This window comes from Rhizobium grahamii CCGE 502 (assembly GCF_000298315.2).
In the GTDB taxonomy this organism is placed as follows: domain Bacteria; phylum Pseudomonadota; class Alphaproteobacteria; order Rhizobiales; family Rhizobiaceae; genus Rhizobium; species Rhizobium grahamii.
On the sequence record NZ_AEYE02000013.1, the window covers coordinates 258,586 to 280,953 of the forward strand.

Consider the following 22,368-nt stretch of genomic DNA (forward strand, 5'->3'; position numbering starts at 1 on the left):
TCACCCGCCCTTTGCGATCAAGGTCAATTCTTCGTCGAGCGCATTAAGGAACCGGTCGCAATCTTCGGCGCTGAAGGGAGCCGGTGGCTTGATCTTCAGCACGTTATGATGCGGACCCTCGCTGCTGAGGAGAATGCGGTGCCGGCTCTTCATGCCGGCGATCAGGCGTTCGAGTTCTGCTGCCGCTGGTTCCAGCGTCTCGCGGCTGCGCACCAGTTCGATCCCGTTGAAGAGGCCGGATCCGCGCACGTCGCCGATCAGTCCATGGCGCTCGGCCAGCGCACGCGCGCCGTCCATCAGCCGGTCGCCGATCACGCGGCAATGGTGGGTCAGCCGCTCGTCGCGGATGACGTCGAGCACCGCAAGCCCGATTTCGGCCGAGACTGGGTTGCCGCCGAACGTGTTGAAGTATTCCATGCCATTGGCGAAGGATGCAGCGATTGCCTCGGTCGTGACCACGGCTGCCATCGGATGGCCGTTGCCGATCGGCTTGCCCATCGTCACGATGTCAGGCACCACGCCCTGCAGCTCATGCGCCCACATATGGCGGCCGACGCGGCCGAAGCCCACCTGCACCTCGTCCGACAGGCAAAGCCCGCCGGCTTCCCGAACAAAGGCGAAGGCTTGGTTGAGGTAGTTATCAGGCAACGGAAGCTGGCCGCCGGTGCCGAGAATGCCTTCACTGAAAAACAGCGCCGGGCGACGACCGTGCGCCGCCAGCGCTTCGATCTGGTCCTTTACGCTATCGGCGTATCTGTTGCCGGCTTCGGCATCCCCATAGCGGAAGCGGCCCCGATAAAGATCCGGCATTTCTGCGACGCGGACATGCGCCGGCTGTCCTTCGCCGCCTGGACCGGCGAACTTATACGGGCTGACGTCGATCAGGCTCGAAAGATGGCCGTGATAAGCATGGTCGATCGTGATGATGTCGCGATTTCCAGTATAGGCCCGCGCCAGGCGGATCGCGAGATCGTTGGCCTCACTGCCGGAATTGACGAAGAAGCAGACGTTCAGCGGATCGGGAAACTGTGCCGTCAGGCGCCGTGCATATTCGACAAGGGAATCGTGGAGGTAACGCGAATTGGTGTTCAAGTGGCCGATCTGGGTCTGTGCCGCGGCAACGACACGCGGATGGCAATGGCCGACGTGGCAAACGTTGTTGACCATGTCCAGCCAGCGGGTGCCGTCCTCTTCGATCAGCCAGGCACCTTCGCCGCCGACAATCTTCAAAGGCGCCGCACTGTAGGCGATGCTGAGTGAGCGACCTGTGCGACGGTGACGCTCACGAACCAGAAAATCCTTGTCGCGCGCCACTATGACCGAGGCTGGAACGGGAAGGCCGAGGACGACCGAGGGATCGGGGCTGACGTCGCGCCAGACCTGCCACTGATCGCGTACGCCGACGCCGTGCATTCGACCGCCGAGGCCGAGATGATCGGTTACGATCTGGAAATGCAGGTGCGGTGCCCACTGCCCGTTTTCCGATGCTGCGCCGAACTCGGCGAAGGCTTCGCCCTTGGCAATCGGCTGTCCAACCGAGAGCCTGGCAACACCTTCGCGTGCCAGGTGCCCGTAAAGTGTCCAGAAAACGGTGCCATCGTCAGTGTCATGCTGCAAAAGAACTGTCGGGCCGAAGCCGAACGCGACGGCGTCGTCGTGGATGAACGCGACGGTTCCTGCAAAGGGCGCGTACACCGGCTCGCCGGCCGGCACGAATATATCAATGCCGAGATGCACCGACCGGCGCGCTCCCTCGGTTCCCGTTTCGAAGGCGTCGCCTTGATAGATTGCCCGGTTCTCGCCATAGAGGCCGATGGCGAAATCGGCATGCTCCTTAGCCAGGATGGCGTCAATGCGCGCTTCGGCGGCGTCGGGCGCAAGTCCCGCCCAACAGTTCCCGCCAGCGACCGAGAAATCCAGGACCGCGACCTCGGGTCTTTCGGCAGAAGGGCGGACGATGGGAACAAAATCATGGGCATTGCGCTCCAGCCACTTTACCACCCCGGCGGCGGAGGGGATTGCGGCGAACCCGCATGCATCCCGGATGCGGGCAACGGCGATCGAGCGGTTCTCAGTCTCCAGCCGCTGCAGTTCGCGCCAGACATCCTCCTGGCTGACGAGGAGATAGGTGTTGTCGGGATTGTCGCGGATCTGTTTCGCGGCCATGCACATGCTGACGGCATAGCGGGTGCGCACCAGGTCAAAGACCATCTCCGCCTCGGTCTCGCTCAGCGGATTAACGTCGTGATAAGCTCCCGTCACCGCCGCGATGGTGCCCACTGCATCACGCTCGCCGATCAGGGCATAGGCCGCGGCTACCGCGATCTCGACGACACGAAAGGTCTCGACCATGTCGCCGAAATCGAGCAGACCACTGACGTTTCCGGCTTCATCCAGCAGCACGTTGTAATCGTTGGCATCGTTGTGGATCACTTGCCGCGGGCAGGCCTGCAGGCGTGGTAGGACGTTGTCGGTGAAATGGCTGAGGATGGTATGTACGCTGGCCCGCTTGTGGGCGTCCCCGATCATGGCGACATGAGTAAGATGCATGTCGGCGCGGCCGATATCCCAGCCATAGATCCGGCGCGCGCCAGCGTGGGTAAAGCCCTGTAGATGCCAATCGAGCTGACCGAGCAGCCGGCCAAGCGCTTCGGCACTGTGGCGGCCGCGCACTGTCGATTTCGCCCAGATGGTGCCGGGCAGCCAGGTAAGCAGCCGCGCCGTTCTCGGTCCATCGATCTCGGCTGGAATGCTTACCGCCCCCTGTCGCGTCCTTATCGCCCGCGACAGGGGAAGCTCGGGAGCGTTGCTTTGAAGATAGTCGAGCACCGCCATCTGCATGTCGAGCTCGACGTCATCGCCGGCGGCGTGCAATTTAAGGAGGTAGTCGCTGCCGTCTGTTGCGCGCAGGCGAAGATTCAGGTCATGCTCCCCCGGCAAAGGTGCGAGCGCAGCCTCAATGCCGTAAGCGTCTCGCAGAAGGGTCCCGATCGCCTGTTCAACCGCGTGCATCCTGTCCCTCACCATGCAACCTGCTTTCCGTCATAGGCGTAGAAGCTGCCACTGTCAGCCATGCTCGCGCCGTCGATAATCCGCTTGAGGCCGTTTGCGCTATGCCGCGCAGCCACCATCGCCCTCTCGCCGCCCATATCGGTCCTTACCCAACCCGGATGCAGCGAGAGTACCGCAAGCGCCTGCCCAAGGCCGTGCCCTGCCCCTGTTATGAACACGGTGCGGCCGCTGTCAGCGGTGTTTGACGTCATATCGGCGCTCCACCATGTTGACGAGGCTCGCTGCGGCCAGCGTCAGGAAGATGTAAAAGATCGCCGCCGAGTTATAGGGCGCGAATGGCAGGAAGCTTGCTGACTGGAACTCACGCATTCTCTGGGTAATGTCGCGGATCGACAGGATCGATAGCAGTGAGGTGTCCTTGAGAATGGCGATCAACTCGTTGCCGAGCGGCGGAATAACGATCCGCAGGGCCTGCGGCAAGATGACGAGACGTGCCGTCTGCCAGCGGTTGAGGCCGATGCTCTTGGCCGCTTCTATCTGGCCGACCGGGACCGCGTTGATGCCGGAGCGGAAGATCTCTGCGAGATAGGCCGAATAGGCAAGTGCCATGGCAACAATGCCGCGCAGGATATTCGGCGGATCGAGCACGCCCTGCGTTGCGTCCTTAAGTGCGCCACTGAGCGGCAGGCCGACATAGAGGACGATCACGAGCATCGGGATGCCGCGGATTGTATCGACCACCAGTTCGGAACCGACGGCCAGCGGATGGCGGTGGTGCAGGAAGCCGCCGAAGGTCAAGAGGCCGAGAATGATCGCAAAGACAACGAAGGTGATACCCGTCGCGCGGTCGCGGTCGTTGAGCGCTTCAGTCTTCCACAAGACCGGCAGGTCGGCAGGCGCTGCTGTCGCTGGCAACAACGCGCCGCTCACGCCTTCATTCTTGGCGATCGAAGCCAGAGCCTCCTTCGGCCCGACGAAAGTGCGCACCGGCGTTTCCGTCTCCGGCGCGCCTTCATATTGACCGAAGCGCACGGCGCTTACGAGGCTTGCCGGCGTGTTGGTAACGATGCCTATCTTTCCGTCAAATGTTCCCGCCAGCACATAGGCATCCCTGGGCTGCAGGAGAAACCAAGCGGCGACGAGCACGAGAAGTACGGTTGCGCCAGCGAAATAGCTCGTCGTGCGGGTACTGGCACGCAGTTGGAGCAATCCGACCCAAGCAAGACCGAGCAACGCCGCCAGCAGATAGGCGGCAACAGCCGCGCGCACTGTGGTCGCAACGCCCGAAGCGAACGCGATGTGGGCAAAGAACAGGACAAAAACCAGCCCCGCCGCATTGGCGATGCCAAGGACCCAGCCACCGGCTCGACGCAACGGCCCCGGCTCTTCGCCGACAGCCGGCCGAGCGGCAAGGAACAGAACAATGCCGACAAGGCTGAGGAGCAGATAGGCAGGAAACAGCCAACTCTCGATGCCCCGCAGCATTATGTCGGCTGTTTCGGTGAGCTGTCGCGGGGTAACGCCCTTGACAATCAGCTCCGACTTGAACGGATCGACCCCATTGGCAAGCACTGAGGCAACAAAGGGATGAACGAGTGCGGTCCAGATCATGGCAAGCGCCGCCAGGACGTTCACTGCGGCCACCACCATCGGCCATTGCTTCTTTCGACCCTTGGCGCTCGCGACTGTCGGCACTGCGAAGCCGGTTGCGAAGGCCAGAAGCATCAGCAGGAAGCCGGGCACGAAGGCTGACGAGCCGTTTTCGACGCCAAGGATCGCCTTCAACGAGCGTTGATAAGCGCCTGAGGAAGCAAACAGATAGACGATAAAGGGCAGCGCGGTCAGGATGATCAGATTGCTCGGACGCACGCTTCTCAGGAACGACATCCATTCCTCCAGGGCATTTCAAGGGTTCGGTCGAGCCGGAGCGCCAAAGACAGCGCGCTCCGGAAAGTGGCAAACGGGCTTAGGCGCCGCGCGCCTACTTCAAGCCCCAGTACTTTGCCACTAGCTTATCGAGCGTGCCGTCGTCCTTGATGGCCTTCAGGCCCTCGTTGAAGACGGCGACGTTCTCATCGCCCTTGCGGAAGACAAGTCCAAGCGGATCGGATTCCAGATCCTTGATGGCAACGACTAGCTCACCGGCGAATTCGCGCTCGTAAGCGGCGGCATTGGCACCATTAATGACGACGCCGTCGACATCCTTGTTCTTCAGCGCAATGATCGCCGCGCTGAAGCTGTCGTAAGCGATCACATTCTCTCTGCCGACTACCTTTTCGGCCACCTGCGCGTCAGTGGTATTTGCCTGCGCTGAAAGCTTTCGGCCGTGTGCCTTGAAATCGTCGAGCGAGGTGCCCTGGTCGGCGACGCGCATCAGCACCGCCTGACTGTTGACGATATAGGGGTCGGAGAAATCCATTGCCTTTTTGCGTTCATCGGTGATGGAGACGCCGGACGCGACGAGATCGAAGCTGCTCTGGTCGAGGGCCGCGAAGATGCCGTCCCAGCCAGTTGTCACGAACTCGGCTTGGCAATTTATCTTGGCGCAAATGGCATTGACCACGTCGACGTCGAAACCAACGATCTGGCCGCTGGTCGGATCGACACTTTCCATCGGCGGCGAGGTTGTGTCCGAGCCGACCTTAACCAGCTTACCATCGAGATCCGCCGCGTAGGCTGCACTTGACACCAGCGCCGAGAGCGCGAGCGTGACGATTAGTTTTTTCATGCTTCTCCTCCTCCTGATAAACCATAGGGAAACGGCGCCGGTACACGACAGCCGGTCATTGCCGTTGGTTCGCGACCGCTCGACTGACCACTCTGAATGATCGAGGCCGCGCCAAGCCCTCCCAAGCTTAGAAGCAAGAGATATCCAACAATAAAAACGATTTCAAGAAAAATAAAAACGTTTTTATTTCTATTTTAGCCCCTGTCAAAGGAGCGGTGCGCCTCACTCGGCGAGAACTCAAACCGGAAAGGTGGAGACTTCTTTCGCAGCCTGGGATGGGCCCAAGCCCTTCTTTCGGGAAAGTCGTCCATGCTTCCGTATTTCGTGAAGTCGTAAGACGATCATCGAGGCCAAGAACCAATTCGGAGGCGCCGACGGCGAATCGAGCGTCAAGCAGCAAAGGCTATACTGCCGATTCTGGATCCGTGACGCCGCGCAAGGCTCGGCGGCGTCCCAATAGCATATTGAACCGACGCCTTACACGTCTTCAGAATTCTGCGGAGGCAGGACCAACCAAGGGGATGGCTGGTCTCCGCCCGCTTCCGAGTTATTTTGTGGCGGCCTTTGGCGCGCTTTCCTTCAAGTCCGCTTCATCGGAAAGAATGGCAGCGGCCTCGTTCAGCAAAACATCCTTTGCCTTCTTGCGGGCATTTTCCATAGCAATGTCAGCACTTAGGCTGCGTTCGTTTGCCTGCAGGCCGTCATCGACATCGGGATCTTCGCCATTGTTTGCTTCCGGTCTCGATTTGAGTCGATTTTCTCGAGCAGTCGCTTCCTCGCGACGTTTGGCCTCGTTGAGGGAGATAACCCCCTTCTCACGTTGCGCCTTCAGATCGGCGATGTCTTCTAGAACGCGTTGAAAGTCCGGATCGCTCTGTACTCGAGCGTCATGGCGGCTTTGCAAGCTCGGCAGCAACGTCGCTACATTGCCAGTGGGCGCATACTTGGCAGGCTTGAGTTCGGTCCACGGCAGGGCATTGTCATAACTCATCTCACCAAAGCTCTTCGGATCTGAAAACCCCGGCAAGCTGATATCGGGGGTTACGCCGCGCAACTGTGTTGTCCCGCCATTGATGCGGAAAAACTGGGAAATCGTCACTTTCAGCTCACCGAATTCGGGTTTGCTGTTACGGACCATCTGATCAAGATTGACGACAGTCTGAACGGTACCCTTGCCGAAGCTGGGTTCGCCGACGATCACGCCTCGACCATAATCTTGGATTGCCGCGGCAAAGATCTCCGAAGCCGAGGCCGACCCGCGATTGATCAAGACACCCATCGGGCCCGTCCAGACGGGCGTCCGAAAATCTGCGCTTCTGACCGTGACCTTGCCGTCGCTGCCGCGTTGCTGGACGACGGGACCACTGCCGATGAACAGACCGGTCAAATCGATCGCTTCGTCCAATGAACCGCCGCCGTTGTTGCGAACATCAATGAGAACGCTGTCGACTCCTTCTTGCTTCAGTTCACCGAGAAGCTTGGCGACATCGCGGCTCGCGCTCCTGTAGTCCTTGTCTCCTTTGCGTCGGGCCTCAAAATCCTCATAGAATGCCGGCAGGGTAATCACACCGATTTTGCGAGTGGCTTCACCGACTTTCACGGACAGGACCGTCTTCTGGGCTGCCTGTTTTTCTAGGTTGATTTTATCGCGCACCAAGCTGACGATCCGATGGGTGCCTTCCGCCCCGGCGTCGGCCGGGAGAATGTCCAAGCGCACGACAGAACCCTTCTTCCCCCGTATCATTTGCACGACCTCATCAAGGCGCGTGCCCACTACTTCTTTGATTGGTCCATTCTTGCCTTGACCCACGCCGGTAATGCGGTCGCCGACCGAGAGCTTACCGGACAACTCCGCCGGCCCGCCGGGCACGAGCTCACGGACGGTCGTGTAATCGTCGCGCTCCTGCAGTACCGCACCGATACCGACCAGCGACAGCTTCATCGCGATGTCGAAGTCAGCTGAAGCCGTGGCGCCGAAATAGTCCGTATGTGGGTCGATTGACGTCGTATAGGCATCCATGAACGACTGGAAAACATCATCGCTCTTATACTTGTATGCGCGATCAAGCGCGTTTGCGTAACGTTTGTCGAGCGTCTCGCGGATTGCCGAGTCGGTTTTGCCGCCCAATTTCAACCGTAACCAGTCGTTTTTGACGCGCTTGCGCCAAAGGTCATCACTCTCGGCTTCCGTCTGCGGCCAAGGCTCCTTTTCACGCAGCAGGGAATAATCCTCCTGCACACTGAAATCGAAGCCCTGCTTAAGCAAGTTGCGCGCGTAGTTCATGCGATCGACAATGCGTTGTTCATACACGTTGAAGATTGCAAACGGGATCTTCAGGTCCTCGCGTTCGATAGCATCATCGATCTTGCTGCGGTCAGACATAAACTTGTCGATGTCCGCTTGCAGGAAGATCACGCGATCCGGATCGAGTGATTTGATGAACCGGTCCATGATCTTGGCCGACAAGGCGTCATCAAGCGGAACGGACTTGTAGCTGAAGCGCGTCAGAAATCTCGCACTCAACTCAGCCGCCTGCGCCTGCTGTTTTTGAGGCGCTAGGACAGGCGGCGGTGCTACTTCAGCATACGCGGACTGCGCGATTGCAAGAAATGCACCAAGGAAAACGTAGGGTATGCGCATTCAGTTTTGACCCAATTCATAATGCCGAGTGATGATGTGCGATCTAGGTGGAGCAATTGTGGTTTTTTGGCAACCACATGGAGCATTCGCCCCAATTCTTAATGCACAAAGGTCAGTTCAAACGGCGGTCAGGTCACGCGATGCCTGCGCCATCCCCAAATCCGGAAGGCGTTTCGCCATTCGGCGTGTCACCCGATGATCAGCAGCAACCCGCCGGTGCCAATCAGAACCAGCGTCCATACGAAGTCCACGTTGATCCAGGCGCTACGCAATATCTCGAGCCCGACCCACCGATAGACCCCCAGTGCAACGAGGCCGGTGACTGCCAACATCGCAAGGGTATGGACGCCGACTGCGGCGATCGTCATTGCCGCGGAATCACCGATTTCGGGCACCGGCGACTCGGTGAGACAAAGGGGCATCAGGGCCGGAAGGACCATCAGCCCCGCGCCATGAGCCGTCGCCATCAGGAACGACCAGCACGCAAGGCCAAAAAGCCCGGTGCGCAAGCCGATGCGAACACGCCGACCGTGCCCAAAAACATGGTGCCAGATCGCCCATGCAATAAGCGCCCCGCCGGTGGCCATGCGCACCACGCCCTCGTTCACGACAAGGCCGGCTGCGACCACCGCTCCGGCCACCAGCGCGATAGACACGGCGTGTCCGAAGGCGATGGCGGGGACGGCCTGGATTACGACTGCAGAGCTCTGCCTGTGGACGCCAAGCGCAACGGCAAACAACCATCCCATCGCCGGATTGAGGCCATGAAACGCGCCCAATCCAACGAGCAAGATCCAGGGCCAAAGGTCGCTCATAGGCGTCTCATTCGCTCCTTACGGATAACAGTAGGAATCCGACGAGCAATCCCCGCCTTGCAGACGAACTTGGTGCGGACGATGCGACTTCGGCCATTCAACAAAGAATTTTTCGTCGAAGGCAATGCCGCCATCCGGTTTCGCGTCGAGCTTGACCATCCAGCCCGAGATGCCATCGGGGTAGAACTGCTCGTCGATCGCCCCGTAGAGCGAGTTGGTGAAATAGATGCGGCGACCATCGCGGCTGATTTCTACCATCTGTGGTCCGCCGTTCAGGGCCCCGTTCTTAGCGCCCGGGTGCGATGCACGCGAAACGATGCCTCCAATCCGCACCTTGCCGGTCAGTTTCGGTTTTAACGGATCGGACACATCGTACTGAAGCAGATCGCCGGTTCCCCAGCAGGACACGTAAAGAAATCTGTCATCCATGGAGAGATCGATGTCTGTAACGAGCGGCGGTACGGCCTTGAACCCCTTGAGCATTGGCGGCAATTGGTCGGCGTCGGCGGGCTCGGCCGGGATGTCGATCACCTTTGTTACCGCCCATTTTGCGCCATCGCGATGCCAGACCCAGATCGAGGACGAGAGATCCTCAAGGCTGAGCACGCAGTTGACAAATCCATAGGCCTTCGTCGGATCGTGCGCTGGCCTGAGCTCGAATACGAGCTGATACTTCTCGCCAAAATCGATCGTCTGCTGGTGTTTGCGTGTGTGCAGATCCCAGAAGTGGAGCCGGCGTCCGTATTTCGCACCGAGCAAGATGTCGGGGATGAGACCGTTTTCGAACGTATCCGGTGTGCCCCACTCGCTGGTCACGAGCGTATCGTGGCCAAGGTGCCACCAGACATCATAGGACAGCTGTTGCGGTCCCCGATCCATCTCCCATTGTCCACGGACGTCGAAGCTCTCGTGATCCATCAGGAAAATACCGCCTGGTGCTTTGCCTTCTGCGTTGCCCAGTGCGGCTACATAGATGCCCTCGGGGCCGCAATGAACTGTATGCGGTCGAGAATATCCAGCCCGTTCGGCGACCTCCGCAGGCTCAATGACCCTGACTATCGACGGATTTTTGCCGTCCGGCTTGGTGTCGATGATATGGATGCGGGAGGATTTCAGTCCTGGCACGACTAGGTAGCGGCGTTCTGCGTGCGGGTGCGGTGCGTTCGGGCAAAGACAGGACGAGCAGGCATTCCAGCCGAAATGGTGCAACTCGTCGCCGACATTGGGCATCGCAAGCGTATTTACGATCTGCCCATAAGTCGCAGACGCCGGATCGACATCGACGATCGCCAGCTGGTCGGGAACAGCTTGCGTTGGATCGAAGGCGGCGACGTAGGCAATTGTCTCCGGCGCAGCCTTCATGGCCATTCTCGGCGATGGATAAAAGCTCGGATCGGGTTTCCACGTTACCATACGAATTGCTCCTGGCTAGCGTGTGCTGAACAATGAAAATGCTCGCTGATGCTTGCCGACAGCCAACTCACGCTGCGGGCGGGGCAAAGCCGAGGAATGTTCAAAGTATCGAAACCGGCAAAGCCCAAGAGGACAATTTCTTCCCGAGCAATTGTCTCAAATAACGGCGCGTTTGGGCAGTCCTTTTTTCGCCGGTCGGCTGTGGCTTCATTTGGCTGCCGATATCACCCCATCTGCACGACGTTGTGCTGTTGGCCATTCAAGGCGTGCCGGCAGCGCTTCAGTTCGGATGCTTCGGCACCGGCCCTTGCTTGCTCCGGCTTCTTGATGCGGAGCGCCGGTCCTCCAGAAGGCGCAAGAGCTTGTTGCGTTTCTTCTTGCCCTGGGCAAGATCGATGTCGCTGACAAGCTTTGCCCCTCCCTCACGCCGCTCCAGCGTAATTTTGCGACTATGGAAGGCCTCTAGTTCAGCTCGATGCGCGACGCTCAGGATAGTCACCTTCGGCAATTCATGGATGACCATTTCCATCATATTGTCCTGGCTCTTGGCATCGAGTGCTGATGTCGCTTCATCCAGCACAATGAGATCGGGATTGTGTAGCAGGAGACGGGCAAATGCGAGCCGTTGCTTTTCGCCACCCGATAGAGTCTGGTCCCATGGCGCGTCTTCTTCAATCTTGTCGTTAAGATAGCCGAGACCGACCTTGTCGAGGGCCTCCTTGATCGTCTCCGGCGTCCAGCTGTCGGCGGCGCCGGGATAGGCGACAGCGCGCCGGAGCGTCCCGGAAGGGATGTAAGGTCGTTGCGGTAACATGAACAGTTGTCTGTCGGCATGGAAATCAACACTGCCCTCGCCCCACGGCCAAAGACCTGCGATGGCCCGCACCAGCGTACTCTTGCCTGTACCCGACTCACCGGCCACGAGAACCCGCTCGCCCGGTTCGATCTCCACCTGCGTCTCCTTGACCACAGCGGTGCCGTCGTTGAGCGACACGGAGAGATCGTTCAGGCTGAGGATTGCATCGCCCTTGGTTTCACCGTGCTTGATGCGTCCCAAAGCGTTGCTCTGTTCCGCACGCTCGAGCCCGTCAAGCGACACCATCAGCGAGGCAATGCGCCGTGCAGAGGCATTCCAATCGGCGAGGCGGGGGTAGTTGTCCACCAGCCATCCGAACGCGCTCTGAACGATGGCAAAGGCCGAGGCAGCTTGCATTACCTCGCCCAAGGTCATGCTGCCTTCAAGAAACTTCGGAGCACAGAGCAAGACCGGTACTACTGGCGCGAATAGGCTCGATCCCTGTGACACAAGCGTTGTGCGCATGTGCTGGTGTGCAAGAAGCGCCCATTGCCTGAGCACCTTAGCAAAGGTCTTGTCGAGGTCGCTGCGCTCCTCCTCTTCACCGCCGAGCAACGCGATGCTCTCGCCGTTCTCCCGCACGTGGGTCAGCGTATAACGGAATTCGGCTTCCGCCTGATTTTTGGCCTCGGAAACACGGACGAAATGGCGACCGATGACGGCCATCGAACTGGACGTGATCGCAGCGTAGAGTACGGCAGTGACCACCAAAAAGCCGGGAATGGTGACGATCGATCCCGCAATCGGCAGCCTCAGTGCCCCGCCGATCGTCCAGAGCACCACGATAAAGGTCGAGGCAGACAGGAACGCGGCGATGACGCCCGCAATGAAATCGACCGGCGATTCCGTTGCGATCCGCAAATCCTCCGCAATACGCGCTTCGGGATTCTTGTGATCGCCTCCGATGAGGTTCAACTGATAGTAACGCCCGTTTGCGAGCCAGCGCGCGATGACCGCGGTCGTAAGCCAGGAGCGCCAGCGGCGCTGGATCATCATACGAACGGACACCTGTACCGTGACAAGCGCTACGCTTCCAAACACGAGAGGTAGAAATACGACGCTCAAAAAATAGACGGTGCGGGCATTGTGTTGCTCGATGGCGTCAAAGAGTGCTCGATTCCAGATGTTGATGCCATATTGGAAGCCGACGTTGGTACCGATGAGGATCAACAGGCCGATCGAGCACGGCCAAGCGAGCTTGTCACCGCTGCGTCCCCAGTAGCGGCGCGCACTTATCCAGAAACGCGTCAGTAAATACCTCCTGCGGGCCTGCTCGACCTCCTCAGGAGTCAGTTCTGGATCGGATTCAACAACATTTGGCGGTGGCACCGCCTCGGCAGTTGGCGCTTCCTCTTGGCGCGCCTGTTCGGCGCCCCGCGGTTTGGCTTCGTCGACCGATTTCGGATCGAGTTTAGTGTCGGGCATAGCGCGACAACGGCTTAAAAATCAAAAGGTTTCATGTTCCCCTTGTCGACATTGGTTCACTCGAGCCGCCTGCCCTGCCGACCGCCCTCAAAGGCATTTCCGGCCTGTACCCGCCATCGGGTGGGTCCTCTCCGAGCGCTGTCAAGGTGTCCACAGATCAGGCCTCTGATCCAGCAAAGCCCACGTCGTCGGTTCAGGATTTCGCCTCCCGGAAGGTGGCGTAACCTATCTTATCGTCTCGCGACGCGCATAATGAGCGACACGACAAAAAGAACCAGGAAAATGAAGAACAGGACCTGCGCGATCGATGCGGATGCTCCAGCAATACCGCCAAAACCGAGCACGCCGGCTATGAGCGCGACCACCAAGAACACTAGAGCGTAGTAAAGCATTTTCACCTCCGTCACTGCGACGACAGAAGAACGGAGCGGCAGGCGATTGGTTCCGCGGACAGGCTACGATGATTAGCAGTTAGGCCGCGGCCACTACGCGGCGCCTCATCAAAACTCTATCGCCATCTTCGGGTTTCGGCGGTTCTGCAGCAGCTAGGTACGCATTCGCCGGAATTGTCAGAACAAACCAAACCGCGGCACCAAGAACAAAGGATTCACCGGCATGATCGCCACCTCGGGCAAGGATTGGCAGGCAAGCGGAAATCAAAAGCATCAGCACCCGCACGGCCCACTCGGTTTCCCGCCGTCTAATTGCAAGCGCGGCCATCGCGCGGTACGCGCGGGCGTCGTAGTCTCCCCGCTGCGTTCGCGCCAGGAGTTTCCAGGCGGGGGGAAGTGACAGCATCAGCAGTGTTCCTGCCGCAAGCAGACTGGTGAATCCCGAAAGGAACCACCAGCTCGATGCGAAGAGACATGAAATCACCACAAGGCTCCAGAGAGGGCCAAGCTCGTCCGGGGAACGACGGGTTCGTTCATGCCAAATATGGAGAACTCGCGATGCGCCCTCCAGCATCGGTTGATCGACAAAACGATTGATGAATTCCATGTAGCGCCCCTTGGTCCTTGTACGCACCAACAGCAGAGAATTCCGGCACGAACGTGGCGCAACGGGCCGTTTGCGTGACCTCGGGGCCTGCGCTCAACAGTTTCGGGCCGCTAAAATCAAAAAACGCCAAGCCTTCCAAGGGCAGCGATTGCCAGCCATGACACCAGACCGGATGCATTTTCTTTCCCTCGCTTTGGAACGGACCTTTGCCCAGCACGTTTCGCGAGACATCCAAGGTCACAGGAAAACAAGGCAACATGCAGGAGTATCGATCGGCGGACGACGCCCCCACAACGCGGAATGCATTCCAGTTAGTCACCGCCGCCCTGAAACGCCCGTCCACGCAGACACCTTCACAACAGATCATACGGCCCCGCCGCAACGCCTGGCGCATCGGCATCGCTGATCAGGCCACCTTCTTGATCGACGGCTCCGCCTATTTTTCTGCGCTTGATCAAGCGCTTCGGAAAGCGCGACGGGAAGTATGGATCATTGGTTGGGACTTCAATCCGGATATTCGCCTGAGACCAGATGTCAGCTCCGAAACGCTCGGCGAGCTACTCCTGTCTCTTGTTGACGACATCCCGCAGCTCAGGGTCAGGATTCTGGTCTGGGGCATGGGACCAATCTACTCCGGCAAGTCCCTGCGATTGTTTGGCAGAAACGCCGTCTCCATCCACCCGCAGATTTCGCTGCGGTTCGATTTTGGTCATCCGCTCCGTGCTTGCCATCACCAGAAGCTCGTATCGATTGATGGTTCACTCGCCTTTTTAGGGGGCATCGACTTGACGGACCGGCGATGGGACGAACCCGACCATCGGGTTGAGCACCCCCTAAGGCGATCAACGGACGGCACCCCCTACCCCCCGGTACACGACATCCAAAGCCTCGTCTCCGGCGAGGCAGCGCTCATGATTCGTGACCTGGCGCGACGACGCTGGAATAGAGCGACGCGCGAGAGGATTGTGCCTGATATCGAACCCACCGTGACTGGCCCGCTCTTGGCCACCGACATGGTCCAGACTCCTGCCGCGATCGCCTTGACCGAACCGGGCCTAATTGGCAAGCGCGGCCGCTATCAGGCCCGTCGGCTCACGCGCGACGCCATAGCCGCAGCAAAGCGTTTGATCTATATCGAGACCCAATATCTGGCATCCGCTGGTGTAGGACGGTCGATTGCAAGGCGACTGAAGGAGCCCAACGGACCGGAGATTGCCGTGGTGGTGACGAAGAGCTCGCACGGCCTGATCGAGAAGCTTGCGATGGGCAACAATCGCGACCGGCTCATCCGACGATTAAAGCGCTCCGATCGCTTTGATCGGCTGAAGGTAATGTATGCCGTCGTGCCGGATGGCACTGGAGGTGAACGGGAGCTTATCGTCCACTCGAAGCTTATCATCGTTGACGACAGTTTCGTGCGCATAGGCTCGTCAAATCTCAACAACCGCTCGGAAGGACTGGATACCGAATGCGACCTTGCCCTCGAAGCCGACTGTGCTGACCATCGGGCTTCCATCAGATCGCTGCGTCATCGACTGATGGCGGAGCATCTTGGAGCAAGTCCAGCCGTCGTGCGCGAGATGGAGCAAACACGGACGATGCTCCAGACGATCGCGGCGCTCAACACCGGTCAACGTGGGCTGAGGGACTTCAAGGTTGATCTTCATCGTGGCGAAACCACCCCGTTCCTTGGCACGACCCTTATCGATCCCCGGCGCCCATACTGGCCGTTACAGAAGTTGCGCTTGCGACTGGGGCGGTTGCTCGATGCGCTTCTCTAGCTGCTTCTTCCGCCCTGTGCGGACGGCGACCTCGCTAATTGCGAAAGCCGGCAACCCCAGCAGAAGCGGAAGCAGGAAGTAGATCGCCCGAAACACGATCAGCCCGCCGATTGAGGCGGCGCCCGGCAGGATGGCGCTGACAACGGCCTCCAATACGCCGAGACCGCCGGGAACGTGGGTGACGAGGATGGCCATGTTGGCCAGTACGAACGCAGTCGCACTTTGGACGAAGCTCACCTCGGCCCCGCCTCCCAGAGCCTGATGCAGGCAGGCAGCAACACAGATAAAGTTGAGAGTGCCAATTGCGACCTGCCCTATCGCAAGTCTGATGCTCGGCATCGTGAAGCGCCAATTCCATACGCGTAACGCCGAGCGCATCGTGCCGGCTAGAATGAGGTAGGACGCCGGCAGCAACAGGCAGAAGAAGCCAAGACCGAAGGAATTGCCGGAACCGACGCGAAGCACCCTGGCCACATCCATCGGGTTGATCAGGACAATAATTCCGGCAAGCGTCGACAAGCCAAGCCCGACCGTCACGCCGCAGAACAAGATCACCTTGGCGATCTCCTCCGCACTCAGCCCCCACCGGGCGTAGTATCGATACCGAACCGCTCCGCTGCTCAGAGCCGCAACGCCAAGGTTATGGCCGATCGACAGCGCCGTGAAGGAGGCAATCGCCGCCTTCGGATAGCTCAGCGGCTTTCCGACATATTGCAGAGCCAACCAGTCGAAGCCAGTGAGGCAAAGATATGAGAGAGCGCAAAAGCCAACGGCCGCAACCAATCGCGGCCCGAAGATCGTGCCGCTCGACTGCACGATCTCGTCAAGCGAATATCGGCTGAAGACGGTATACAGCAAGTAGGCGGCAAGCAGCAGACCGCAAACAAGGAGAGTATTGAGTATGACGCGCTTGACCGACATGAGGAATCCATTGCTCTGACACTCTTGTCTTGGGAACGATCTAGGTTCTGGCGGGTTCCCGCTGCATGAATACAAGCTCCCCTCTCCCTCAGAACCTGGACCGCCGCGAGCTCAAAATCCTCACTTATAATGTTCATAGTTGCGTCGGCACCGACCGCCGGGTTGATCCACACAGGATTGCAGACGTGATCGCGCGCTCGGAGGCAGACATCATTGCCCTTCAAGAACTCGACGTCGGCCGAAAGCGGACGGGCGGGGTCGATCAAGCCGCAACGATTGCGGCTCTGCTCAAGATGGAGGCGCACTTTCACCCCGCACTGCATGTCGAGGAGGAGCGTTATGGCGACGCCGTTCTGACGGCCTTACCCACTCGCCTGATGAGCGCGGGCCCACTGCCCTCGGTTGGCGAGACACGTGGCGCGATCTGGATGCGGATCGATGTCCGGGGATCGGCCGTCAACCTGATCAACACTCACCTTGGACTGCGCAGTCGCGACCGCGATCGGCAGGTGGCAGCACTTCTCGGAGCGGACTGGATCGGACACCCGGAGTTTCAGGGCGCACCGGCGATCGTCTGCGGGGACTTCAACGCCATTCCATCCTCGCCTGCATACAAAAGCCTCGCAAAGCACTTTCGGGATGCCCAGAGCATGGTCACCACAATGCCACGGCCGACCTTTCCTTCATGGTATCCGTTGTTGCGCATTGACCATGTCTTCGTATCGAAAGAACTCCACGTTGACTCCACCTCCATCGCGCTTGACCCGCTGACGCGCCGGGCCTCGGATCATTTACCGCTACAGGTGAACCTGAGAATCGTGCAGGACCACTCGACCTGAACGCGCGCTCGGCGAAGTCACCCCCATACCCGCCTCGCGAACCGCCTGATGGGCACATCTGTGGGTACCGCGACGCAGCCTCAGAGTACGGGACGCAAAGATCCCCGACAATGAAGACGTCGCGTTTCCCAGCCCTGAGAACCGTTCTCGCTACCTGTGGAGCAGGCTAGGCCGGTCAAACCCGGCTTGCTCGTGAAAATTCTGCTCTTAGAGAGTGTCAATGACCCCGCCGTCAACGCGAACGGATGCGCCCGTCGTCGCGGAAGCGAACGGCGACGCAAGATAGGTCACCAAGTTTGCGACTTCCTCGACGCTGGTGGCGCGTTGAATGATCGAACTACCGCGGTGCTGCTTGACGAAAGCGGCAGCGATCTCCTCCAATGGCAACCCGGTCTTGGCTTGCTCGTCGGCAAGCATCGCTTCCACGCCTTCCGAAAGCGTGGGACCAGGAAGGACGGAGTTCACCGTAATACCCGTGCCGGCCATGCGCTTGGCGAGACCGCGGGCGACCGCGATGTCGGCCGTCTTACTAACGCCGTAGTGGATCATCTCGACTGGAATGTTGAAACCGGATTCGGACGCCAAGAAAATAACGCGGCCCCAGTTCAACGTCTGCATGCCTGGAAGGTAGGCGCGGGCCAACCTGACGGCGGACATGACGTTGACCTGCCAGTGTCGATCCCAAACCTCGTCGCTGGCGTCGAAAAAGTCGATCGGCTGGAAGATGCCCGCGTTGTTAATCAGGATGTCTACCTGGGGAACTTGGGCGACCAGTGCTGCACACCCCTCGGCGGTCGAGAGGTCGGCGGCCGCAGACTTGACGCTGCCCCTCGCGCCTTCGCCCTTGAGCCGTTCGGCGGCCTTTGCAGTCTTGTCTTCTGACCGACCGTTGACCACGACATCCGCTCCAGCCCTTGAAAGCTGGCGGGCAATTGCGTAGCCGATACCTTCCGTTGATCCTGTGACCAGCGCCCTCTTTCCAGTGAGATCGATTTGCATTTTCTGCTCCCGTCAAGGTTGGATGACGAAACCTATAGTCAGTTCTGCGGTCCCGCAACGGTCTGACGACCGGGAGATTCAGCGATATTTTCAGACAGCTTCGAGCAGCAATGTCGGATGTGGCCGTACTGCCAGTACTCGCCGTTTCCGATAGACCTAGCCGCGCGCTCCCTCCGTCCTCTGGGAGAAGCGCCTTATCTTAAAGGAAATCGTCGCGCCTTGGCGTGAAGGTGTCGATCAGCAGTCCCTTTTCGAGAGCGACGACGCCGTGGACGAGGTTGGGAGCAACGATGAAGCTGGAGCCGGCGTCGAGCCGGGTGGTGATGCCATCGACGGTGACGTCAAAGGCGCCCTCGGCGACGTAGCTCACCTGCGTATGCGGATGCGAATGCAGCGCGCCGATGGCGCCGGGCTCGAAGCTGAAGGCGACGAGCATCATTTCCGGGCGGTGCGAGAGAACGGCGCGTCGGTTGCCGGGCGCGACTTCGGTCCAGGTGATGTCGTCGGGAAGCGTGTAGTGATCGGGCATCATCATCTCCTATCGGGCAAGCCAGCCGCCATCGACCGGCAGCACCGTGCCATGAACATAATCGGAAGCGCGCGACGCCAGATAGACCGCCGTGCCCACCATATCCTCTGCCTTGGCCCAGCGGGCGGCGGGGATGCGCTTCAGGATATCGCCGCTGCGTTCCGCATCGGCGCGAAGCGCCTCGGTATTGTTGGTTTCGACATAACCGGGGGCGATGGCGTTCACATTGATGCCTTTCGACGCCCACTCGTTCGCCATCAGCCTAGTGATGCCGGCGAGCCCGCTTTTTGCTGCCGTATAGGACGGAATGCGGATGCCGCCCTGGAAGGAGAGGAGCGAGGCGATGTTGATGATCTTCGCCGGCGACTGCCGTGCCAATGCTGCCTTCGCGAAGGCCTGGCAGAGGAAGAAGACGGATTTCAGGTTGGTGTCGAGCACCGCATCCCAATCCTCTTCCGTAAACTCCAGTGCGTCGGCGCGCCGGATGATGCCAGCGTTGTTGACGAGGATGTCGGGCGAGGCGCCGGCGGCAAGGGCGCGTTCTATGACCGCCTTTGCCTCCCCGGTATCGGACAGGTCCGCCTTGAGCGATGCGAACCGGCGCCCCGTCGATGCGACCGCACTCGCTGTCTCGTCCATCGCCGAGCGGCCGACGCCGACGATGTCGGCGCCCGCTTCAGCGAGGCCAATCGCAATGGCCTGGCCGATGCCGGTGTTGGCGCCGGTGACGATGGCCCAGCGGCCGGTAAGATCGAAAAGGCTCATCGCAGGTCTTCCATCGGCACCTTGTCCATGTCGGTGAAGCTCATGTTATCGCCAGCCATCGCCCAGATGAAGGCGTAACGGCCGGTTCCGGCACCCGAATGGATGGACCAGCCGGGCGACAGCACCGCGTCGTGGTTTTTCAGGACGACGTGCCGCGTCTCGCTGGGTTCGCCCATGAAATGGAAGATGCGCGTCTGCTCCTGCATGCCGAAGTAGAGATAGACCTCCATGCGCCGATCATGAACATGCGCCGGCATGGTGTTCCACACCGAACCCGGCTCGAACATGGTCAGTCCCACCAGCAATTGGCAGCTATCGCAGACATCGGGGTGGACGTATTGATTGATGGTGCGGGCGTTGGATTCCTCCGCCGAACCCACGACCACCTTCCTCGCCATCTCACGGGTGATGTGCACCGTCGGGCACGTCCGATGCGCTGGTGCACTGAGCAGATAGAAGAGCGCCGGCTCGCCTTGATTGCGGCTAGCGAAGCTCAAAGCCCCCTCGCCCATTCCGATATAGAGCGCTTCCTGGAAGCCGAGTTCATAAGCCTTCCCCCCTACCCTGACGGTGCCGGCACCACCGATGTTGACGATGGCGGCCTCGCGTCGGTCGAGAAAACGCTCTGTACCGGTCTGGGCGATCGCGGCGATCTCGATAGGCTTGGTGTCCGGCATGACGCCGCCGACGATCATGCGATCGAGATGGCTGTAGGTGAGATTGGCCTCGCCGGGGCGAAACAGGTCCTCCATCACGAAGCCGTCGCGCAGGCCCTGCGTGTCGCGCCTTGCCGCATCCTCGGGTCCGACGACCTGGCGTACTGATACTGAAATGGTCACGGGCTATGCCCCTTCTGTCTGTTGGCTGGGATCAGGTGAGCACGACATATTCGGTCAGCTGGTTGATCGTCGTGTCGGCCTTGTCGACGTCGAACACCTTGGTGCCGTGGCTCATGATCACGAAGCGGTCGCAGACCTGATAGGCGTGGTAGATGTTGTGGGTCACGAGCACGCTGGAGACGTTTTCCGCCTTCAGCTTCAGCACCTGGTTCAAGAGCGCCTCCGTCTCGCGCACTGAGAGCGCCGAGGTCGGCTCGTCGAGAAGCAGCACGCGCTTTTTGAAATAGACGGCGCGGGCGATAGCGACGGCCTGTTTCTGGCCGCCGGAGAGATTACCGACCAGTGTATCGGGGCTATCGATGCCGGAGATATGGACGGCGTTCTGCAGCACCTCCATGGCGATCTCGCGCATTTCGCGCTGCCTTAGGAAGCCGAACCGATCGGTGAGTTCGCGGCCCATGAAGATGTTGCGGGTGATCGAAAGCGAATCCACCAGCGCCGTATGCTGGTAGATGGTTTCGATACCGGCATCGGCGGAATCCGACCGGCAGGTGAACGCCGTCTTCTTGCCATCGACGCTGAGATAACCATCTGTCGGCTTGTGGATGCCTGAGATCAGGTTGACGGTCGTCGACTTGCCGGCGCCGTTATCGCCGAGTAGACCCACCACTTCGCCTTCGCCGATATGGAAGCTCAGATTGCGCAGCGCCGTCAGCGCGCCAAAGCTTTTCGAGATGTTGTGCAGTTCAAGAAGATTGGGGGCCGACATCACGCAAGACCTCGCCGCTCGATAAGATGGTTGAAGATGGCGGCCAGCACGATCAGCGTCGCGATGAACATGTCGAGATAGAAGCCCGGCGCGCGCAGCAGAAGCAGAACGTCGGTGATCGTGTGAATGAGCAGCACGCCGAGGAAGATGCCGATGATCGAGCCCCGGCCGCCGCGCAGCGACAATCCGCCGATGACGCAAGCCGCAATCGCCTGGAGTTCCAGTCCGGCGCCCTGACCCGGCTGCACGCTGCCGACGCGGGCAGTGGCGAGGATGCCGGCCACTGCCGCCATGCCGCCGGCAATCGCGAAGGCCACGAGCTTGACGCGGTTGGTGTTGATGCCGATCGCTTCCGCCGCACCCCGATTTCCGCCGGTGGCAAACACATGGTTGCCGAAGCGGTGGCGGTGGACTAGGTAGTGGAAACCAACGACGAAGAGCACGATCCAGATGAAGGCAGCATTGATGCCGAGCAGCGTGCCTGAAAACAGGCTGGTGAAGATCGGCTCGGGATCGAAGCGCACCTGGACCGCGCCGTTATAGAGCAGGACCGCGCCGCGCCAGAACAGCAGGCCGCCCAGGGTCACGATGAAGGACGGCAGCCCGAAGCGCAGTGTGATGTGGCCGTTGAGCAAGCCGATCATGATGCCGGCCAGAATGCCGAGCGGTGCGGCTATGAAGGCGCTCAATCCGGCGCCGACGAGGCTCGCCATCAGGATGGCGGTGAAAGTGTAGACGGAGCCGATGGAGAGGTCGAATTCGCCAGCGATCATCAGCACGCCAGCGCCGAGCGCCAGGCAGCCAAGCACGGGGATCGCCTTCATCAGGATCGTCAGATTCTGCGGTGAGAGGTAGCGAAACTGATCCGGATAGAGCAAGGCGCCTGCGATGCAGACGATCTGCAGCGTCATGAAGACAAGGAAGATCGCGCCTGCCGGCATCGCCATGATCTGCCTGAGAACAGGTTGTTTCTGCGTCCGCGACCGGGGCGCGGCACTTTCTGCGAGGATTGGTGTCAAGGTCTGGTACTCGATCGA

General features: G+C 59.9%; 19 protein-coding genes. 2 read left to right on the forward strand and 17 right to left on the reverse strand.

All coding sequences use genetic code 11. The features are described from left to right. The 10 genes from RGCCGE502_RS11405 to RGCCGE502_RS11450 form a co-directional block, all read right to left on the reverse strand. Positions 1-3,027: an aminotransferase class III-fold pyridoxal phosphate-dependent enzyme gene (locus RGCCGE502_RS11405; protein ID WP_016554315.1), complete on the reverse strand. Its 3,027-nt coding sequence runs from the start codon at positions 3,025-3,027 to the stop codon at positions 1-3. Then, on the reverse strand, positions 3,021-3,263 hold the full coding sequence (locus tag RGCCGE502_RS11410; RefSeq protein WP_016554316.1) for a Rossmann-fold NAD(P)-binding domain-containing protein: 243 nt from the start codon (positions 3,261-3,263) through the stop codon (positions 3,021-3,023). Before RGCCGE502_RS11410 ends, RGCCGE502_RS11405 begins: the two co-directional genes overlap by 7 nt. Next, positions 3,244-4,899 carry an amino acid ABC transporter permease gene (locus tag RGCCGE502_RS11415; protein WP_016554317.1) on the reverse strand — a complete coding sequence of 552 codons (1,656 nt, stop codon included), beginning with the start codon at positions 4,897-4,899 and terminating at the stop codon, positions 3,244-3,246. Before RGCCGE502_RS11415 ends, RGCCGE502_RS11410 begins: the two co-directional genes overlap by 20 nt. A 94-nt stretch (positions 4,900-4,993) precedes the next feature. Beyond that, positions 4,994-5,740, reverse strand: a complete 747-nt coding sequence (locus RGCCGE502_RS11420) for a transporter substrate-binding domain-containing protein (RefSeq protein WP_016554318.1) — start codon at positions 5,738-5,740, stop codon at positions 4,994-4,996. A gap of 547 nt (positions 5,741-6,287) precedes the next feature. Next, on the reverse strand, positions 6,288-8,381 hold the full coding sequence (locus tag RGCCGE502_RS11425; RefSeq protein ID WP_016554319.1) for a carboxy terminal-processing peptidase: 2,094 nt from the start codon (positions 8,379-8,381) through the stop codon (positions 6,288-6,290). 188 nt (positions 8,382-8,569) lie between these two features. Beyond that, entirely contained in the window at positions 8,570-9,196 is a 627-nt protein-coding gene (locus tag RGCCGE502_RS11430; RefSeq protein WP_016554320.1) for a hypothetical protein, read from the reverse strand. Positions 9,197-9,214: 18 nt separating this feature from the next. After that, positions 9,215-10,609, reverse strand: coding sequence for a selenium-binding family protein (locus tag RGCCGE502_RS11435; protein ID WP_016554321.1), 1,395 nt, complete (start codon positions 10,607-10,609; stop codon positions 9,215-9,217). Positions 10,610-10,889: 280 nt separating this feature from the next. Next, positions 10,890-12,890, reverse strand: coding sequence for an ABC transporter ATP-binding protein/permease (locus RGCCGE502_RS11440; protein WP_016554322.1), 2,001 nt, complete (start codon positions 12,888-12,890; stop codon positions 10,890-10,892). 230 nt (positions 12,891-13,120) lie between these two features. Next, a complete protein-coding gene (locus tag RGCCGE502_RS34925) occupies positions 13,121-13,282 on the reverse strand; it encodes a DUF1328 domain-containing protein (RefSeq protein ID WP_016554323.1) in 162 nt (53 codons plus the stop codon). Positions 13,283-13,361: 79 nt separating this feature from the next. Continuing rightward, positions 13,362-13,889, reverse strand: a complete 528-nt coding sequence (locus RGCCGE502_RS11450; protein WP_016554324.1) for a hypothetical protein — start codon at positions 13,887-13,889, stop codon at positions 13,362-13,364. A gap of 257 nt (positions 13,890-14,146) precedes the next feature. Between RGCCGE502_RS11450 and RGCCGE502_RS11455 the strand changes: the two genes are divergently transcribed. After that, positions 14,147-15,670 (forward strand): phospholipase D-like domain-containing protein, encoded by a 1,524-nt coding sequence (locus tag RGCCGE502_RS11455; protein WP_016554325.1) that lies wholly within the window; start codon positions 14,147-14,149, stop codon positions 15,668-15,670. Here the strand turns inward: RGCCGE502_RS11455 and RGCCGE502_RS11460 are convergent. Further along, the gene (locus RGCCGE502_RS11460) at positions 15,620-16,591 is read right to left on the reverse strand and encodes a lysylphosphatidylglycerol synthase domain-containing protein (RefSeq protein WP_016554326.1); all 972 of its coding nucleotides are present in this window, start codon (positions 16,589-16,591) and stop codon (positions 15,620-15,622) included. The two genes, RGCCGE502_RS11455 and RGCCGE502_RS11460, sit on opposite strands and share 51 nt — an antisense overlap. Before the next feature lie 65 nt (positions 16,592-16,656). Here RGCCGE502_RS11460 and RGCCGE502_RS11465 point away from each other — a divergent pair, with 65 nt between their 5' ends. Beyond that, positions 16,657-17,430, forward strand: a complete 774-nt coding sequence (locus tag RGCCGE502_RS11465) for an endonuclease/exonuclease/phosphatase family protein (protein WP_019279885.1) — start codon at positions 16,657-16,659, stop codon at positions 17,428-17,430. 207 nt (positions 17,431-17,637) lie between these two features. Here the strand turns inward: RGCCGE502_RS11465 and RGCCGE502_RS11470 are convergent, their stop codons facing one another. The 6 genes from RGCCGE502_RS11470 to RGCCGE502_RS11495 all read right to left on the reverse strand — a co-directional run bounded on the left by RGCCGE502_RS11470 (position 17,638) and on the right by RGCCGE502_RS11495 (position 22,350). Next, the gene (locus RGCCGE502_RS11470; RefSeq protein WP_016554328.1) at positions 17,638-18,429 is read right to left on the reverse strand and encodes an SDR family NAD(P)-dependent oxidoreductase; all 792 of its coding nucleotides are present in this window, start codon (positions 18,427-18,429) and stop codon (positions 17,638-17,640) included. Positions 18,430-18,628: 199 nt separating this feature from the next. Continuing rightward, positions 18,629-18,961 (reverse strand): cupin domain-containing protein, encoded by a 333-nt coding sequence (locus RGCCGE502_RS11475; protein WP_016554329.1) that lies wholly within the window; start codon positions 18,959-18,961, stop codon positions 18,629-18,631. Positions 18,962-18,967: 6 nt separating this feature from the next. Further along, a complete protein-coding gene (kduD, locus tag RGCCGE502_RS11480) occupies positions 18,968-19,723 on the reverse strand; it encodes a 2-dehydro-3-deoxy-D-gluconate 5-dehydrogenase KduD (protein WP_016554330.1) in 756 nt (251 codons plus the stop codon). Beyond that, the gene (gene kduI, locus RGCCGE502_RS11485) at positions 19,720-20,562 is read right to left on the reverse strand and encodes a 5-dehydro-4-deoxy-D-glucuronate isomerase (protein WP_016554331.1); all 843 of its coding nucleotides are present in this window, start codon (positions 20,560-20,562) and stop codon (positions 19,720-19,722) included. The genes kduD and kduI overlap by 4 nt, the downstream gene beginning before the upstream one ends. Positions 20,563-20,593: 31 nt before the next feature. Then, on the reverse strand, positions 20,594-21,331 hold the full coding sequence (locus RGCCGE502_RS11490) for an ATP-binding cassette domain-containing protein (RefSeq protein WP_016554332.1): 738 nt from the start codon (positions 21,329-21,331) through the stop codon (positions 20,594-20,596). Further along, entirely contained in the window at positions 21,331-22,350 is a 1,020-nt protein-coding gene (locus RGCCGE502_RS11495) for an ABC transporter permease (RefSeq protein WP_176705689.1), read from the reverse strand. The genes RGCCGE502_RS11490 and RGCCGE502_RS11495 overlap by 1 nt, the downstream gene beginning before the upstream one ends. Positions 22,351-22,368: the final 18 nt, after the last annotated feature.

Coding starts and splice junctions, on each gene's coding strand:
- RGCCGE502_RS11440 (WP_016554322.1), bottom strand. CDS start 12,890: ATGCCCGACACTAAACTCGATCCGAAATCGGTCGACGAAGCCAAACCG.
- RGCCGE502_RS11455 (WP_016554325.1), top strand. CDS start 14,147: ATGCAGGAGTATCGATCGGCGGACGACGCCCCCACAACGCGGAATGCA.
- RGCCGE502_RS11465 (WP_019279885.1), top strand. CDS start 16,657: ATGAATACAAGCTCCCCTCTCCCTCAGAACCTGGACCGCCGCGAGCTC.
- kduD (WP_016554330.1), bottom strand. CDS start 19,723: ATGAGCCTTTTCGATCTTACCGGCCGCTGGGCCATCGTCACCGGCGCC.
- RGCCGE502_RS11450 (WP_016554324.1), bottom strand. CDS start 13,889: ATGGAATTCATCAATCGTTTTGTCGATCAACCGATGCTGGAGGGCGCA.
- RGCCGE502_RS11415 (WP_016554317.1), bottom strand. CDS start 4,899: ATGTCGTTCCTGAGAAGCGTGCGTCCGAGCAATCTGATCATCCTGACC.
- RGCCGE502_RS11470 (WP_016554328.1), bottom strand. CDS start 18,429: ATGCAAATCGATCTCACTGGAAAGAGGGCGCTGGTCACAGGATCAACG.
- RGCCGE502_RS11490 (WP_016554332.1), bottom strand. CDS start 21,331: ATGTCGGCCCCCAATCTTCTTGAACTGCACAACATCTCGAAAAGCTTT.
- RGCCGE502_RS11425 (WP_016554319.1), bottom strand. CDS start 8,381: ATGCGCATACCCTACGTTTTCCTTGGTGCATTTCTTGCAATCGCGCAG.
- RGCCGE502_RS11460 (WP_016554326.1), bottom strand. CDS start 16,591: ATGTCGGTCAAGCGCGTCATACTCAATACTCTCCTTGTTTGCGGTCTG.
- RGCCGE502_RS34925 (WP_016554323.1), bottom strand. CDS start 13,282: ATGCTTTACTACGCTCTAGTGTTCTTGGTGGTCGCGCTCATAGCCGGC.
- RGCCGE502_RS11475 (WP_016554329.1), bottom strand. CDS start 18,961: ATGATGCCCGATCACTACACGCTTCCCGACGACATCACCTGGACCGAA.
- RGCCGE502_RS11430 (WP_016554320.1), bottom strand. CDS start 9,196: ATGAGCGACCTTTGGCCCTGGATCTTGCTCGTTGGATTGGGCGCGTTT.
- RGCCGE502_RS11435 (WP_016554321.1), bottom strand. CDS start 10,609: ATGGTAACGTGGAAACCCGATCCGAGCTTTTATCCATCGCCGAGAATG.
- RGCCGE502_RS11420 (WP_016554318.1), bottom strand. CDS start 5,740: ATGAAAAAACTAATCGTCACGCTCGCGCTCTCGGCGCTGGTGTCAAGT.
- RGCCGE502_RS11405 (WP_016554315.1), bottom strand. CDS start 3,027: ATGGTGAGGGACAGGATGCACGCGGTTGAACAGGCGATCGGGACCCTT.
- RGCCGE502_RS11410 (WP_016554316.1), bottom strand. CDS start 3,263: ATGACGTCAAACACCGCTGACAGCGGCCGCACCGTGTTCATAACAGGG.